Below are 17,855 nucleotides of genomic sequence, written 5' to 3'. Positions count from 1 at the left end.
TTTTATTGAGGATCTGTTTCATGCTGATTTGCAGTTTCTGTCATGTCAAATTTTTTCTCGATGAGATAATAAAGAGATGGGAGAGCAAAAAGGGTCAAAATGGTGGAGAATAAAAGTCCGTAAACAATTACCGTTGCCAAAGGTCTTTGTACATCGCTGCCTATACCTGTTGCCAGCGAAGCAGGTAATAATCCCAATACAGCTACTGTGGCTGTCATTAAAACAGGACGGAAACGTTGTTTTGCACCATTGGTTACAGATTCTATAAGTGTCATTCCATTTTTCCTGAGCTGATTGATATGAGAAATCATGATAACTCCATTTTGTATGGCAACTCCAAATAAAGCTATAAAACCTACTGCCGATGATACGTTTAAAGTCATACCGCGAAGATTTAAAGCCAGCATACCTCCAAATAATGCCAAGGGAACGATACTCATTAGCAATCCGGCCTGACGGAATTTTCCAAATGCACCATACAGCAGTACAAACATAATAGCCAATGCTAAGGGTACAATAATAGCCAGATGGCCGTAAGCACGTTCCTGATTTTCAAATTGTCCGCCCCATTTTATTTTAAATTCCTCGTGATTGTATTTTACTTCTTTTTCGATTTTGGCTTGCGCTTCTTTTAGAAAAGAACTCAAATCATTGCCTCGCAGGTTTAAGCGAACGGTAAGATGGCGTTTGTTTGTTTCGCGGGCAATGGTGCTTTCTCCCGTATTGAGTTTGATATCGCAAACTTGTGATAGAGGAATTTTTACGCCTTCGGAATTTGTGAGCATTAAGTTTCCTATTTTCTCCGGATTATTGCGGCTTTCTTCATTGTATCTCGCTGTAATATCATAAACTTTGTTGCCTACAAAAATCTGCGAAACGGCTTTTCCTCCCATAGCCACTTCAATAAGTTCAGATACATCATCTACATTTAAACTGTATTGCGCAATTTTCTGACGGTCTGCAATTACCTGTATCTGCGGTAAAGGCGGTTCCTGATCGATAGCCAGATCTACGGCGCCTACAACATCTTTTAGCGTTTTGATGATGTCTTCGGCAATGCGTCGGGTTTCTTTATAATCTTCGCCGTATACTTTTACCACCAATTCGCTGTGTGCTCCCGAAATTTTATCCATTACGCCATCAATCATAGGCTGCGAAAAACCAATATTATAACCGGGCATCGTCGCATATTCAGCCGCAAGTTCTTTGATTAAGTCTTCTTTCGTCTTTCCTGATTTCCATTCCCTGTAAGGTTTCAAACCCACACTGCATTCATAGTGAGAAGGCGTCCAGGCATCGGTTCCGTCATCATTTCGTCCTGCCTGTACCATCATATAAGTTACTTCTTCGTGTTTTAAAGTTCTGTGACGCAGGGTATCACTCATTTCTTTAGATTTCTCCAACGTGATTCCCGGCGGTAACGAAACCTGGAGCCAGATAGAACCTTCATCTAAAGGCGGTAAAAAATCCTTTCCAACAGTTATGGTAAGTATTAAAGCAAGTGCTAATATGGCTATTAAAGGTGCGAATACCTTTTTTGGCGCCTGCATTATTTTTTGAATTCGGTTATGATAAACGCTTGTTAATTTATCCAGCCACTTGTTATGATACATTTTTTGAGGCTTGCGGTAAATAAAATAAGCCAATCCCGGAATTAGTAATAAAGCCACTAATAAAGCACCGAAAAGCGCATAACCAACAGTAAATGCCATAGGCGTAAATAACTTTTTCTCTACTCTTTCAAAAGCAAACAATGGCAAGTATGCTGTGATGATGATAAGAGTGGCAAAGAAAATGGGACGCGCAACACTTTTTACGCTGCTGGCAACGCTATTTTCGGTGAGTTCTTTAGTTTCGTCATCTTCCCGTTTTTTCAGAATAGTTTCCATCATTACAATGGCACCGTCGACAATAATTCCGAAATCTATTGCGCCAAGCGAAAGCAGATTGGCCGGAATATTGGTGAATTTCATTAGAATAAAAGCAATCAAAAGTGAAATTGGAATTGTAATGGCTACCAGTAATGCGCCTCTCCAACTGCCTAGAAATACGATTAATACAATAATAACCAGCGCCATTCCTTCCAGCAATGTATGTGAAACGGTGGTAAGTGTGGTGTTTACTAAATTAGTTCTGTCCAGAAAAGAATGAATCTTTACTCCTTCTGGCAGATAATTTTTGTTAAGATCGGCTACGGCTTCGTTAACGCCTTTTAATACCACTGATGGATTTTGGTTTTTTAGCAAAAGCACAATTCCTTCGATATTATCTGAGTAATCAATGCCTCGTTTGTCTGTATAACCTAATGCGCCTTTGCGTTCCAGATTTCCGTATTTTAGTTTTCCAATATCATTAAGATAAACTGGAATTCCGTTAACGGATTTCACTACAATACGCCCCATGTCATCGAGGTTTTTCACCAGACCAATTCCGCGTACCACATACGACTGGTCACCGCGGTTAATGACGCTTCCGCCTACATTGGCATTGTTTTTTTCGATCGTTTCGGTTATTTCGCTTAGCGATAATCCGTATTGTTCTATTTTGCGCGGATCCAATTCAATTTGATATTGCGTTGTAATTCCTCCAAAATTGGTTACATCGACCACGCCCGAAACTTGTTTAATGCGAGGAACAATAGTGTATTCCTGCAATTCGCTTAGTTTTCGAAGATCGTAAACTTTACTTTCAATTATGTACCGATAAATTTCACCCGTAGGAGAGGTAAGCGGATCTAAACCCGGTGCTGCTCCATAAGGCAGTTCAACATCGTTTAAACGTTCCTGAATTCGGGTGCGGGCAAAGTAATCTTCTATGCCGTCATCAAAAACAATGGTAACCATAGATAAGCCAAAAGTACTTTTGCTTCGCATGACATGCATTCCGGGTAATCCGTTGATGGCACGTTCGATTGGGATGGTAATTTGCTGTTCGACTTCTTCTGCAGCAAGTCCGGGAACCTGCGTAACCACCTGCGAAGTGACATCGCCAATGTCTGGATAGGCTTCGACCGAAAGCTGTGTCCACGAATAATAGCCAAATAAGGAGAGGAGCAGAAGTAACGCCAGAATCAGCCAGCGTTTTGCTATTGTTGTTTCGAATATGTTTTTTTTCATTTTTTTTTAAAAGGTGCTGAGATACTAAGGTTCTGAGATACTAAGAAGCTAAGAGTTTAAGGTTTTATGCTTGCTTTGCGATTTTCTTAGCTGTAGATTAAAAGATTTCAATGATTTTAACTTTGCTCCCAATGGGTATCGGGAGTGTGCTAATTTTTCAGACTATTTTGCTTCAAGGAGATAAAAGGCTCCTTCGCTTATAATGGTTTCATTTGGTTGGAGTCCTGACTGGATTGCTATTTTCCCGTTTTGTGATACTCCGGTTTCTACATAACGGCGTGCATATTTTCCGTCGGCTAATTGTACAAATACAAAGCTTTTGTCGTTAAATTGCAGTACCGTTTTTGCTGGAACAAACAAGGTATTTACGGGTGTATCGGTGAAATTTACAGATACGTACATTCCGGGTTTAAGCAGATGATCTGCATTGGCACATTCAATTAAAACCTGAACACTTCGTGTCGTTTCGTCGATTATTTCGTCAACGTGGAATATTTTTCCTGTGATTTTTTTGTCAGGATAAGCTCCGGCCTGAATTTCGGCTTTATCCAATTCATGAATAAACCGAATGTCTTTTTCCTTAATCTGCCCTGCAACCCATACTTTTTTCAGATCGGCAATTTTGGCTTTGGGAGCATCTTCTTCTTTTAAAAATTGTCCCATAACCAATTCATTGGCAATCACTTCTCCTGCAATGGGAGAAGTAACTACTAATGGCTGTCCAAAAACTAATTTATTGATATTAACTCCAAATATTTTTAGGCTCGCAGCCGCATTTTGGTATTCTTTCTCGCTGACTTCAAAACTCGTTTCCGCTTCTTCGAGATCTTTTTGGGAACCTACGCCATGAGTTTTTAAATCCTGCTGACGTTTTAAAGAAAGCTTCGCGGTCTGATAACCGGATTTTGCCTGAAAGAAGTTTTTTTGCGCATCTGTAAAATCAGGTGAAACCATTTCAAAAAGCGGCGTTCCGGCTTGGGTTTTCATGCCCAGTTTTAAATATACTTTGGTTACCCTTCCGGAAAACGGAGGAGCAATTTCGGCATACGAGTTCGGAATTGCCTTAACTGTGCCAGCAGTTTGCAATTCAAATTTAAAAGGTTCGTTTTTTACGGTTTCGAGTTTCAATTTTGAAGCAATCATCGATTTTGCGGGAACTATGATGGTATCACCCTGTAAAGAAAAAGACTCGCTTTGTTTCGTTTCAGTTTTATTGTGACAGGCTGTTAATGCGGCTGCAGCAATTAGTGTTACTAAAAGATTGTTACATGCGAATTGTTTACTGTTTTTAGTTTTTAGTTTCATACGTTTAATTTTATAACCACTGATTGAATTTTTTGATAAACCATGTTTTAACAAATTGTGTAAGCAGACAATAGCAGGTTAGTATGCCAAATAAAAATGGGAAATAGCTTAAAGGAAGCGGCTGCATTTTTAACATTGGTGCCAATGGCGAAAACGGAATCGCGATACCAACCACCATAATTAATGTGGTTAATGCTACTACAGGCGTTGCTGCCCAGCTTTGTATAAATGGAATTTTTTTGGTTCTTATCATGTGTATAATCAATGTTTGCGAAAGCAATCCTTCTATAAACCACCCGCTTTGAAAAAACGATTGGAGTTCCGGGCTGTTTGCCTTGAAGTAAAAGAACATCAGAGCAAACGTTGCAAAGTCAAAAATGGAGCTGATTGGGCCAATGAAAAACATAAATCTCTGAATACTTGAAGCATCCCATTTTTTAGGTTTTTTCAAAAAATCTTCGTCCATTCTATCCCACGGAATAGCGGTTTGTGATATATCGTATAATAAATTTTGAGTTAATAATTGTACCGGAAGCATTGGTAAAAAAGGCAGGAAGGCACTTGCTCCAAGCATGCTGAACATATTACCAAAGTTGCTGCTGGCGGTCATTTTAATGTATTTAATTATGTTGCCAAAGGTTCTTCGGCCGTGAATAACGCCTTTGCGTAGTACCATTAAGTCTTTTTCTAATAATATAATATCAGCACTTTCTTTGGCGATATCGACAGCAGTGTCAACGCTGATTCCCACGTCTGCTTCCTTAAGCGCTGCGGCATCATTTATGCCATCGCCCATAAACCCAACGGTGTGTCCTTTTTCGCGTAATGCTTTTACAACTCTCACTTTTTGTAACGGACTTAATTTGGCAAAAATGGAAACATCATCAATACGATCTGTCAATTCCTTTTGTGTCATGGTTTCTAATTCGGTGCCCAGAACAATGTTTTTTACCGGAATCCCTACATCATTGCATATTTTTTTAGTTACAATTTCATTATCTCCCGTAAGGACCTTTACTCCAATCCCTAGTCCCTGAAGCGCTGCAATACTTGGTTTTGCTGATGGTTTTGCAGGATCAAGAAAACCAATAAAACCAGTTAAGGTTAGATTATTTTCATCTTGTACAGAATAGGTTAGAGGATGTTTTCCGTCAAATTCTCTTATGGCAACTAATAACACTCTTAAGCCTTCTTCGTTCATTTTTTTGGAAGTCTGCAAAACGGTATCATGCATCTTCTTATCCATCGGGATTACTTTATCGTTTTCAAGGTGAAGTTCTTTGTCTTCGCCCGGATCAAAACTGTGAGAACACAAATCCAGAATTTCTTCCACAGCACCTTTGCAGATTAAAAGATGATTTCCGTTTCTCATTTTCAAAATAACCGACATGCGTCTGCGTTGAAAATCAAAAGGAATTTCATCTACTTTCATGAAATATTCTTCTACTTTTAAATAATCATGAAGTTCAACATGTTCCAGAACTGCTTTGTCAAGTATATTTTTTAATCCCGTTTGATGAAAACTATTCAGGTAAGCCCATTTTAAAACTTCGTCGTCTTCAGTTCCCAAAACATTTAAATGTTTTTCAAGTACAATTTTGTCAAGAGTCAGCGTGCCAGTTTTATCTGTGCAGAGAATATCCATCGCACCGATATTTTGAATGGCATTTAATCGTTTTACAATCACTTTATGTTTGCTCATATTCATAGCGCCTTTGGCTAAATTGGCTGTCACAATCATAGGAAGCATTTCAGGAGTTAATCCCACCGCAACAGCAATGGCAAATAATAAAGCCTGCATCCAGTCTCCTTTTAAGAAACCATTTACCAAGAAAATTACAGGAACCATAACGAGCATGAAACGAATCAAGAGGTAGCTGACTTTGTTTATTCCGATATCAAAAGCAGTTTCAGGTCTGTTACCCAAAATAGTTTTGCTGATGCTTCCAAAATAAGTTCGGTTTCCGGTTGCCACCACAATTGCCATAGCCGTACCGCTAACGACATTTGTTCCCATAAAACATAGATTATTGAGTTCTATAGGCTGTTTAGTATCGGCGTCGCGTATGGGCAGAAATGTTTTTTCTACAGGCAAAGCTTCTCCTGTCAGCATAGATTCGCTTATAAATAAATCTTTACTTTGCATAATACGGCAGTCAGCAGGCACCATATCACCGGCAGATAAATAAACAATGTCCCCCGGAACCAGTTCTGTCATGGCAATTTCTCTTTTGCCTGTAAATTTTCGAAGTACGGTTGCCGTAGTTTTTACCATGCTCTTTAGCTTATCTGCAGCCTGATTGCTTCTAAACTCTTGAAAAAACCGAAGCAAAACACTAAAAAGCACCATGACAGCTACCATAATTATGGTCTTATAATCGGCTTCTCCCGGTGCAGCAAGCCAGACATCTACAACAAAAGATATGATGGCTATAACCAGCAGGATGAAAATAAACGGATTAATAAAAGCTTTAAATAATTGCTTTAGCCATGAAGGTGCCTTGTCATGCTGCACTTCATTGGGACCGTATTTTTTAATACGCTCATTTGAGGTTGGCGTGCTTATCCCTGCTTCTGAACTTTCGAGCATAGCATAGACAAAATTAGAATCGCTTCTGGAAGCGTTTCGCAATTTTGTAGTCGTTCCTTCGTTCATTCCGTTGTTGGTCAAGGAATAGAAGGGGTGCTTAATTTTCTCTTTTGCACTCATTGTTGTAATTATTAAATAGTATTGATTAAAAAGATTATGACTCCGCTGAAAATCATAACTATGGCTGAAATTTTGATTAAATGAATGGCCTTAACCGAATTGAAATATTTTAAAGACCAGCCAATTGACAGGAACAACATTAAACATGGAATTACGGTTTTGTAAATAGTAAGCGACTCAATCTTTAAGAGATTTAAGGCAAAACCCAGCACAAAAAGATATACTGATGAAGCAAGGGCAATGTTTAAAAAGTCATCTAAGTACGGAAAGGTTTTATGGTTTCGAATTATTTTTATTTTAAATTCGTGAATCATCTTTACAGCTATCGAAAACAGCATGGTTAAGGCAATCCACTTGTCCTGATTTTTTATACTGCTTGTTACTAATGCTGCAGTCCAGTACCCGTATTTTATAACCTGTAATTGTATCGTAAACAAAACAAACAATAACAAAACTGCCTTTTTTGATTTGGTAAAAGCAATCGTATTAACACTCATTTTAGACAGCAGCAAATTATCTGCAGTAATCCCTAAAGAGATTAAAAGAACTGCAATTTGAATGGATAATGTCATGATTAAAGATCTGTTTGGGTTCCCATAATTTCCCAGCTCACTTTTGTAACTTTTTCTTCAATCGTTAAGCGGCTGGCCATTTTTTCCATAAGACTATCCTGAGATGTAATTGCCTTTATCTCTGCTGTTATGATCACTATTGAGGGATCATGATTATCATCGCTTGTCAGTGATTTTAAAAGCAATGAATCTTCGTTTCCTAAGTTCTGCATCAGCATTACTCGCAGATGGTTTTCTACTTCTGTTTTGCATTTTATAGTAAAAAGATAATCTGTTGGAGTATTAAAGGATTTTAGAGACTGTAATCGGTTTAATGTTAAGCCTAATGGACGAAGCAGTATATGTGTAATCATTACCGCAGCGCTTACTATGATGGCTTCGCTGTATAAACCAATTCCGGTAAGAGATCCAACTGCCGCAGAACACCAAATCGTTGCTGCAGTATTTAGCCCCTGAACGCTCAATCCGTCTTTCATGATAACTCCGGCTCCCAGAAAACCAATTCCGGAAACGATTTGTGCGGCCACTCTGCTTGGATCGGCTCCATTGCCCAAGGAAACGGAAAGCAGAATAAAAGCGGTAGATCCAAGAGAAACAAGCGTATTGGTACGCAGTCCGGCATTTTTCTGACGCCATTGTCTTTCGATTCCTATTGCGGCTCCAAGACTTGCTGCAAGTGCAATACGGGTTGTAAATTCGTAAGTTGTAATCATGGCAGGCCTCCTTTCTTTTAGTCGGTTTTCCATGTATTTTTGAAAACCGAAAAATTGTATTTTTTGCTTTAATTTCTGATGGCACAAAACAACGGCGAGTACTGTTTCATAACCACGACGCAAAATTAGAACGGCTTTAAAAAAAAGGCCATTAGAGATGTTTTAGAAAAAAATTAGAATTTCATTAGAAAGAAATTCAAGTTGTTTTTGTATCAAAAAAACAGATTGGAAAATGATGATAAATGGAGGTGAGAAAATAGAAGAAAGAAAAGAAAGCTCCGGAGGAGCTGAATATTTATAGCACATTTTATTTTCATGCATATAAGCTCCAGAGGAGCGGCATATTTTCAAACAATATATATCGTTCCTACGGAGCTTGAAATCACGGGGTGTATAATTGCTATAAATATTCAGCTCCGCTGGAGCATAGAAACTAAAGCGAATTGAACTGTACGGTAAAAATTGTTCCTTCATTTTTCTTTGAAGAAACAGAAATTGTTCCTTTATGAAGCTGAATAATTTTCTTTGTTAACGAAAGTCCAATACCATTTCCGTCGGCGTGGGTTTTGTTTAGGCCCCTGTAAAATGGAGTGAAAATGTGTTCTAATTCTTCTGTTGAAATTCCGATTCCGTTATCAGAAAAGTTAAGTTTGATTTTATTTTTTTCAAATGAAATGGAGACAAGGCTCTGTTTATCATTAGAAAATTTACAGCCGTTTTCAAACAAATTGACAAATGCGACTTTCAGCAGATATTCGTTTGCATTGACCGAAATCTGATTATCATCTTCAAAATCATCTTCGAAATGAATGGCAATATTGTAATTCGGATTTGATTTCTGAACCTGCTGGCGCGAATCCAGTAAAACTTCATCTATACGAACCTGCTTAAACGCAATTTCAGAAGGATCGTAGTTTGCTTTTGCGAGATCCAATAAACTATTAGAGAGTTTCGCCAGTTTTTTAGCATCCTGTAAGGTGTTTAGGATAACTAATTTATATTCGTCAACATTACGTTCTTTATGAGTCGAAAGTTCTAATTCAGCAATAATGGCAGAAAGAGGCGTTCTTAATTCGTGCGAAATATTGGAAACAAAATGCTTTTGCGAATCAAAAGAATTCTCGAGTCTGTTCAGCATTTCATTAAAAGTCGAGGCCAGTTCCGAAATTTCATCTTTACTTTCGTTGGCATCCAATCTTAAGTCAAGATTTGTAGCCGAAATCATTTTTGCCTTATCGGTCATCTTAACAATGGGTTCAAAAGCTTTTTTTGAGAAAAAACGGCCCGCCATAAACAGAACCAAAATAGAGATGATGAAGACAATAATACAGGTCTCGATAAGGTTATAAAGTTTTACATATCCAAAACCATCGTATGCAGCGGCGGTTATGATGTATTTTTTTCCCTGAAATATATAGGTGGTTCCTATAACCTGCCAGTCCTTTTGATAGAATTGTATTTCGCCTTTTTTGGCGATTTCATCGATCATGGGTTTGGTTTCTTTTACCACATCTATATCGACAGCATCGTGGTACAATAGCTTAAATGAAGGATTGTAAATAGCAGCCTCGACTTCGTTTAGCGTTGCTCTGTTGTTTCTGTAGATGTTTTGCAGCGTTTTGCTGTCTATTTCGGCGTTTAAAATTAGATTTGCCTTGGTAATGGCTTCTTTCTTTAGCAGGGCATAAAACTCTTTTTCCCGGTTTTCTTTTGCAGAAAATATGATAATAGCAGCAAATACCAATAAAATAGTGGCAGTAACGAGGGTAAATAATATAGTCAGCCTGGTTCTGATTTTCATTCTGCTTTCAAAATAAATCCCATTCCTGAACGGGTATGGATGAGTTTTTTTTCGTAATCCTTATCAATTTTCTTTCTCAGATAATTGATGTAAACATCTATAAAATTTGTTCCGGTATCAAAAAGTGTATCCCATACTTTTTCGGCAATTTCCGTACGCGATAAAACACGTTCCTGATTTTGGAGCATGTATTCTAAAAGTTTGAATTCTTTTGGGGTAAGGCTTATTTCATTCTCATTTCTTTTGACACTTTTGGTCTGCAGATTCATTTCAAGAGCATCATATTTCAGAATAAATCCAGAACTATTAGCTGTCCCATTATTGCTTCGTTTTAATAAAGCCCTGATACGAACGAGAAGTTCTCTCATTTCAAAAGGCTTTGTGAGATAATCATCTGCGCCGGCATCAAATCCTTCCACTTTGTCATCTGTAGAGCCCAGGGCAGTCAGCATAATTATAGGCAGATCCGGTTTTATTTGACGTAATTCTTTGCATAAATCCAATCCGTCGAGTTTGGGCAAGATAATGTCAGTAATAACCAAATCGTAGTGATTATTAAGGGCTAACTTTTTCCCCGACAGACCGTCATAGGCCACTGCAGGCGAAAATCCATGTTCGCTTAGCCCTCTTTGGATCAGCTCAGCTACTCTAAAGTCGTCTTCTACTACTAAAATTTTCATATAAACAAAGTTATAACATTGAGATTAAAATAGATGAAAACACAATATTTTTTAATAATATAAAATCAGCAAACAATAAGCTCGACATCATTGTCGTTGTAATTTTTTTTCGTGGAGCTGGTAGTTTTGGTGTTTGCAATCTCAGAGTACTGATTTTTATAACATTTTTGATGTTAGTAATGAAAACCAGAAAGCGGCCAAGCTTTGCAAGGAAGAATCGTCCAGACTTTTCGAGGTGGCAGTGTAATTTCGACGGAATTTTACTATTCGCCGCTTTCGCTTTACCAACACCGAATTCCTTCTATCTGCTTCAGAGCAATGGGGTGAAGAAGAAGGGAAACTACCCAAGCGACCCTTTCAGCAAAGATTCTTAATCTGCTGAAAAAAATATAAGGAGCCACCATTCAAGGCGCCATAAAAACCGGCTTAAAACCGGTTTTTTTCTTTTTGAGATGTTCTTAGCCAACGTTTATAAAAAAAAAGCCGAATAGATTCTTCAGGGGAAGGCTCGGAGTAACCTGTCTGCACACACCTGTTTTTTCTGTGTTTTTTTGTGCTTCATTTCGATGCGCCTGAAAAGCTCCACTGCTGTGCATAAAGCTATGTCAGATCTTCGGAATTGAAGACTTGCTTTTTGAACAATGTTAATTAATGTAGTATTGGTAAAATCATAAAAAATTATGATATAAAATATTTTAATGAAATAAATACTCGCTTTTTTTTATCATAAGTTCTGTTATGATTACAATTTGACCCTTTTTCTGATACAAATAGATCCGTAGTTTGGCAAGTCTTTATTGTTAATTTGTTCCCTGGCTTTAAGTTTTTTCTAATAGACAAACCAGCTTATTAACTAATACCTAACCTAACCAATTATGAATGAAAAAAAAGGAATGCGATGCATTAAAAAGCACATTTACAGTCTTTTTAATACAGGCATTATTATAGCGATGCTATTTTATGCCGGGCTGATACAAGCCCAAAATTCTGCCCCCCTTAAAATTATGGGCATTGTTACTTCCCAAACGGACGGCCAGCCTCTTTTTGGTGTTAATGTCCACCTTAAGGGAACAGATCAAAAAACGACATCAGATACTGATGGAGGTTTTACTGTCACCGCCAGAATCGGTGAAACGATTGTCTTTAGCTATCTGGGTTTTGTCAAGCAGGAAGTAAAAATTACTGATCAGCAGCTTACAGTCCAATTGATAGAGGATTTAAAAGCATTAAACGAAGTTGTAGTAATCGGATATGGAAAAGCGAAACGAAAAGATCTTACAGGATCCATTTCATCTATCAGCGGAGATGAACTTCGCAGGACACAGCCTGTTACTTTTGACCAGGCACTCCAGGGTAAAGTTGCCGGTGTAGTAGTACAGCAGACCTCAGGGCAGCCTGGAGGAGGTGTAAACATACAGATACGCGGTATGTCTTCATTTGGAAGCAGCTCACCTCTTTACGTAATTGACGGGGTAATCATTGGTCAGAATTTTGATGGGGGCAATGGAACAAATCCATTAGCTACTATAAGCCCCTCAGATATTGAATCAGTCGATGTTTTAAAGGATGCTTCGGCAACAGCAATTTATGGTTCACAAGCCACAAATGGTGTAATTGTAATCACTACAAAAAGAGGCAGGGAAGGGGCTCCTAAAATAACATATGAATTTTCAACTGGATATCAGGAACTTATTAAGCAGTATCCTACCATGGATTTAAGGGAGTATGCTGCTTTTATAAATCAGAGAGCCGCTGTCTGGGGATTCGATGACAGACCTGAGTTTGCCAATCCAAATTATCTGGGACAGGGTACCAACTGGCAGAAGGAATTGTTCCGCAGGGCTCCAGTCAAAAATCATGTACTTACTTTAAGCGGAGGCAATGAAAAGACCCAATATCTGCTTTCAGGTTCGTATTTTAACCAAGAGGGAATAGCTTTAGGTTCAGAGTTTGCCAGAACATCAGTAAGACTAAACCTAGACAATAAAACAACCAGCTGGCTGAAAATAGGTACCAGCTTACAGCTTACGCACATTGATGAGAATGTGAATTCTACAGGATCAAATGTTATTCAGGAGGCATTGAGCCAGACACCAGATATCCCGGTTAGAAATGCTGACGGAAGTTTTGCTGGTGAAGAAAGCAGTGAAGGATGGATTGCAAAACGTGTAAATCCATATGCGCTGGCACTCATTAATAAAAATAACCCAAAGAGAAATCAGCTTTTTGCTAATTTTTATGCCGATATAGCCTTTACAAAAGACCTATCTTTCCGAAATGAGCTGTCAGGTAATTTTTTATATAAGACAGAAGACAGGTTTAGTCCCACTTATAAATTTGGACTTGCTGAAAAGCTTACAAATGAGGCCTCTTATTCTTACAGCCAAGATTATTTTACAACATTCAGAAGTTTTCTCACCTATTCAAAAGTTATCAAGAAGTATAATTTTAATGTTTTGGCTGGGCATGAAGCACAGCTGACACAGTTTGAAAATGTTTCAGCGGGAAGAAGAAATTTTATTTCCAATAATGTCACCAACATAGGAAGCGGTGATCTTACTACAGCTACCAATGGAGGAACTAGAGGAGACAGTGCACAGGAATCCTATTTTGGACGTTTAAATCTTATCTACAATGACAAATACCTTTTTACTGCCAATATACGTGCTGACGGCTCTTCCAAATTTGCACCAGATAACCGATGGGTAACTACATACTCTGGAGCATTTGCATGGAAATTAAACAACGAGAAGTTTCTCAAAGGTTCAAAAACCATTAACGAATTGAAGTTAAGGACAGGATATGGTCTTACTAATAATCAAAATGTGAGAAACAATGCCTATTTGTCAACCTTAGAATCTGTATCAACAGGATTATCTGGTAACGCACAAATGACAACCAATATTGCAAATCCTGCAGTTGAATGGGAAAAAACAAAATACGGCAATATTGGAATTGATGCAGCTCTGTTTGGATGGAGGCTCAATTTATCGGTTGATGTTTACAACCGCATGACCGACGGGCTGCTCATGCAGATTCCTCTTCCATTGTATTCAGGAACCATTGTGGGTTATTCGCCTGGTGCCATCAATGCACCTTATGTAAATATTGGAGCAGTTCGCAATACAGGTATAGATCTCCATCTGAACTCAAGAAATATAGTACGAACAGATTTTACCTGGTCTTCTGATTTTACGTTATCCCATAATAAAAACAAAGTCCTAAAATTAAACACAGACGGTGCTTTTCTTCCAGGTTATTTAGGAGGTGATGTTGTGTCCAGAACTGTTGTGGGCGGTTCAATAGGGTCGTTCTACGGTTATAAAGTAGATGGTGTATTCGCGACAGCAGAAGATTTTAAAAACCATGCTCTGCCAACTAATACAGATGGTACGGTACTGCCAATTACCCCTAATTCGGGAGGAGTATGGTATGGGGATCTTAAATTTAAGGACCTTAACGGTGATGGTGTGATTACTGAAAAAGATCAGACATTTTTAGGATCGCCAATTCCTGATTTTCAGTTTGGTCTGGGAAATACTTTTACCTATAAAGGATTTGATTTGAATATTTTCTTCAGTGCCAATCTTGGTAGTGAAGTGGTAAACGGTATGAGAATCAATGGCGATAATCCACTAACCAATAATGGTTATTTAAAATCATTAAAAGACCATGCTGTTTTAGCTCTGATTGATCCAAATGGTTCACCTTCAGATGTTAATAATGTGTATGTAACCAATCCACAGACTACTATAGTGGGGCTCAAAAACAATGACAGTAACAGAAATAATCGTTTTTCTGACCGATATGTAGAGAATGGCTCGTTTTTGAGGTGCAAGAATATGACTTTAGGCTATTCTTTTCCTGTTGAACTCATTAAAAAAATACGTATGAGTTCACTTCGGCTTTATGTGAATGTAAGCAATCCTTTTCTAATTACAAGTTATAGAGGTATGGATCCTGAAGTCGGGTCATGGAATCCTTTGCAGGCAGGAATTGATAATGGCTTTTATCCACAGTCCCGCACGTTTACATTTGGAATTAATCTAGGATTAACTAATTAAAAATGAAAAAAAACACTAATATGGGAGCAACTTATAGAAATATCATTTTAAGCCTGCTTGTTTCAGCGCTGCTTTTCGGATGCCAGGACGATTTTCTTGACCGTCCATCACAGTCTGAAATAAGCACAGAGAACTTTTACCAGACCAAGGAAGAACTTCGTTTAGCTACAGCGGCATTATATGGCGGCAAAATATGGGCACAATGGAATAATACCGCATATCTGCCTTTAGGAGATATTTTAAGCGGTAATCTTATTCTTCAATATCAGGGTTCTGATCTTGTGCAGCTCAATACTTTTACCCTTTCTGGATCTAATGCACGATTAACAACCGGCTGGACAGCACTTTACATTATAGTGGCACATTGCAATGCAACTATTAATGCTATTAACGATAAAACACCATCAACAGTATCGGCAGCAGATAAAAATGGGGCTGTGGCAGAAGCAAGATTTATACGTGCTATGGCCTATTATCATTTGGCAATGCTTTGGGGTGAGGTGCCAATTATAGAAGATAATACCAAACTGATAAAATCACCTCTAGTCAATAAAAATAAAATAGAGGATGTGTACAGATTTGTAATCGAAGATTTGACTTTTGCAGCAGAAAACCTGCCTAAAACCGATCAGCCAGGACGGGTTACATCATGGTCGGCTAAGGGAATGTTAAGCAAGGTATGCCTGACCAGAGCAGGTGTAGGTGAGACAGGAGGAAGCCGTAACCAGGAATATTTGAATCTGGCCAAATCCTATGCAAAAGATGTTATTGAAAACAGCGGACTAAGCCTGCTTCCTAATTATGAAGATCTTTTTAAAACCAAATTTAATGATAATCAGGAATCGCTTTTCGCGCTGCAGTGGTCTGCCACTACTGAGTGGATGCAAGGAAACCATTTGCTGACCTACTCTCCGAGCAATGATATAAATCCTCAAAAAGGGGGCGCTTGGGGTTCTCCCGGTGTTAGTTACGATTTGTATTTAGCATACGCAGAGCAAGATTCGATCCGCAGAAAAGCAAGTTTTATGCTGCCAGGCGACCATTACCCTGAACTTAATGCAGCTGGGGGTGGCTATACTGCAACATCTCCGGGAATGAAAAAACACATCATTGGTAATGAAGCTGATAATAATTCTCCTGCGATGTCTTATCTGGGATCTATTGAACATAATGCTCTGTTGAGGCTTGCCGACGTCTATTTGGTCTATGCCGAAGCAGTTCTTGGAAATAACGCTTCGACAAGTGATGCCGATGCCCTGCTCTATTTTAATAAAGTAAGAATTCGGGCTGGGATGGATCCTCTTACGGCCCTTACTGGAGATATCATCCTGAACGAAAGAAGAGTAGAATTGGCCTGTGAAGGTCAATATTGGTATGATTTAGTGAGACTCTCCTATTATAACCCGCAAAAAGCAGTAACACTCTTAAGCAATCAGCAGAGAGTATTGTTTGACTATAACAAGGATTCAAAAACAGCAACGCCAAATGATCCTATTGGAACCATATCTCCTGCTACATCTGCCACTTTTACCCTGCAGCTTCCATCGTCAGAAGTGGTGGTGAATCCTAAATTAAATGAACCGTCAGTTCCATACTATAAATAATGACAGTTATGAAAAAAATAATAGATAATAGTTTTAATCGCCTGCTTTTTGCAAGCATGATGTTGGTTACGGTACTATTAGTATCCTGCAATAATGAGGACGATTCTGGTTCTGGACCGGTTATTACGGAGGTACGTAATTATGCAGCGGCTCCAAATGACACATTAGTGAATAAACTGGTTCCTGGGCAGTGGGTTGTATTAAAAGGATCTCATTTAAAAGATGCCGTAAAGATTGCCTTCAACGGTATAGCAGTCGATTTCAATGGAGGTTTGTTTGCCGATAACTACGCAGTAGTACAAGTGCCAGCCGTTATTCCATTTCCATCTGTTGCTGAAAATGATTTAAACACCATCGAGCTTGTCACCCCAAAAGGGAAAGTGGTTTTTGATATTGATATAGTGGCTGGAACTCCTGCTCTGAATCGTATTTCTAATGAAAATGCGCTCGCGGGAGAAGAGGTAGTTGTGTATGGAGCAAATCTGTTTCAGATCAGCGAACTCATTTTTGCAGGTGTGTCGGTGGAGGAATTTACAGGTTCAGATGACGGAACTTCAATTAGTTTTATAATGCCTGATACAACAGTCAGCGGTCCTTTAAAAATTACTACCGCATCAGGAGAAATCGCCACCTTATTTAACGTTAATGATCTTACCACAGGTATGATTTGCAATTTCGATACCATTGGCAGCATGGCTTGGGGAACTTCAACAAGTAACAATGATCCAGATTTTCTAGGAAACAAAGGCGTATATCCTATTTTAAATCCAGGAGCGTTAAGTGCAGGAAATGGTTCTTGGTGGGAGAATGGACGCTGCATTAATATTGAGCAGCCTCAGCACTGGATTCAGCCTAACGATTTAACATTAGACCTTAGCCAGTTTGCCTTAAAATTTGAAATTAACATTGCGGGAACTTGGAAAGGCAGTTCTATTTTTATTGTAAAGGATTATAACTGGACCTATTTGGCAAGATATGAACCTTGGAAAACTGCTGGAGGTAAAGGTGTAACTACAGAAGGTAAATGGACTACGGTAACGATTCCTTTAACAGAGTTCCGAACTAAAAAGGACAATAAAGATGGAACGGGCGATTCAGCAGCAAGCTTAACCGAATTGGTTGGCGGTTCTGGTACAGGCGGCATCAACTTTTTTATTATTAATGATGCCTCAACTCCAGCGCCTGGAGAATTCCGAGCAGCAGTTGATAATATCAGGGTAGTAAAGATCCTTGATAAACCTAAAGCTAGCACTAATTAGTAAAATAAAGATTCTGAACTGCGGAAATTTT

The 17,855-nt window shown here is 38.6% G+C and carries 10 protein-coding genes; 3 read left to right on the top strand and 7 right to left on the bottom strand.

Annotation, left to right across the window (positions count from 1 at the left end; translation table 11 throughout):
• Positions 1-2: 2 nt before the first annotated feature.
• From P2W75_RS09315 to P2W75_RS09285, 7 genes are all read right to left on the bottom strand, one after another.
• Positions 3-3,116 carry an efflux RND transporter permease subunit gene (locus P2W75_RS09315; protein WP_276380152.1) on the bottom strand — a complete coding sequence of 1,038 codons (3,114 nt, stop codon included), beginning with the start codon at positions 3,114-3,116 and terminating at the stop codon, positions 3-5.
• 162 nt (positions 3,117-3,278) lie between these two features.
• A complete protein-coding gene (locus P2W75_RS09310; protein ID WP_276380151.1) occupies positions 3,279-4,421 on the bottom strand; it encodes an efflux RND transporter periplasmic adaptor subunit in 1,143 nt (380 codons plus the stop codon).
• Positions 4,422-4,431: 10 nt separating this feature from the next.
• Positions 4,432-7,131, bottom strand: coding sequence for a magnesium-translocating P-type ATPase (gene mgtA, locus P2W75_RS09305; RefSeq protein ID WP_276380150.1), 2,700 nt, complete (start codon positions 7,129-7,131; stop codon positions 4,432-4,434).
• Positions 7,132-7,142: 11 nt separating this feature from the next.
• The gene (locus P2W75_RS09300; protein ID WP_276380149.1) at positions 7,143-7,703 is read right to left on the bottom strand and encodes a hypothetical protein; all 561 of its coding nucleotides are present in this window, start codon (positions 7,701-7,703) and stop codon (positions 7,143-7,145) included.
• A 2-nt stretch (positions 7,704-7,705) separates the two neighbouring features.
• A complete protein-coding gene (locus P2W75_RS09295; protein WP_276380148.1) occupies positions 7,706-8,449 on the bottom strand; it encodes an MgtC/SapB family protein in 744 nt (247 codons plus the stop codon).
• Positions 8,450-8,849: 400 nt separating this feature from the next.
• Complete coding sequence (locus P2W75_RS09290; protein WP_276380146.1) at positions 8,850-10,217, bottom strand: HAMP domain-containing sensor histidine kinase; 1,368 nt, start codon at positions 10,215-10,217, stop codon at positions 8,850-8,852.
• A complete protein-coding gene (locus tag P2W75_RS09285; protein ID WP_276380145.1) occupies positions 10,214-10,897 on the bottom strand; it encodes a response regulator transcription factor in 684 nt (227 codons plus the stop codon). Before P2W75_RS09285 ends, P2W75_RS09290 begins: the two co-directional genes overlap by 4 nt.
• Before the next feature lie 875 nt (positions 10,898-11,772).
• Between P2W75_RS09285 and P2W75_RS09280 the strand changes: the two genes are divergently transcribed.
• The 3 genes from P2W75_RS09280 to P2W75_RS09270 are packed head-to-tail and all read left to right on the top strand — an operon-like array spanning position 11,773 to position 17,824.
• Complete coding sequence (locus tag P2W75_RS09280; RefSeq protein ID WP_276380144.1) at positions 11,773-14,961, top strand: TonB-dependent receptor; 3,189 nt, start codon at positions 11,773-11,775, stop codon at positions 14,959-14,961.
• Between the two features lie 2 nt (positions 14,962-14,963).
• Positions 14,964-16,565, top strand: coding sequence for a RagB/SusD family nutrient uptake outer membrane protein (locus P2W75_RS09275; protein ID WP_276380143.1), 1,602 nt, complete (start codon positions 14,964-14,966; stop codon positions 16,563-16,565).
• Between the two features lie 8 nt (positions 16,566-16,573).
• Positions 16,574-17,824: a glycan-binding surface protein gene (locus tag P2W75_RS09270; RefSeq protein ID WP_276380142.1), complete on the top strand. Its 1,251-nt coding sequence runs from the start codon at positions 16,574-16,576 to the stop codon at positions 17,822-17,824.
• Positions 17,825-17,855: the final 31 nt, after the last annotated feature.

The organism is Flavobacterium sp. H4147 (assembly GCF_029360735.1).
GTDB lineage: Bacteria > Bacteroidota > Bacteroidia > Flavobacteriales > Flavobacteriaceae > Flavobacterium > Flavobacterium endoglycinae.
The sequence above is the reverse complement of the archived record's forward strand: the minus strand, read 5'-3'. Positions and strand labels throughout refer to the sequence as shown.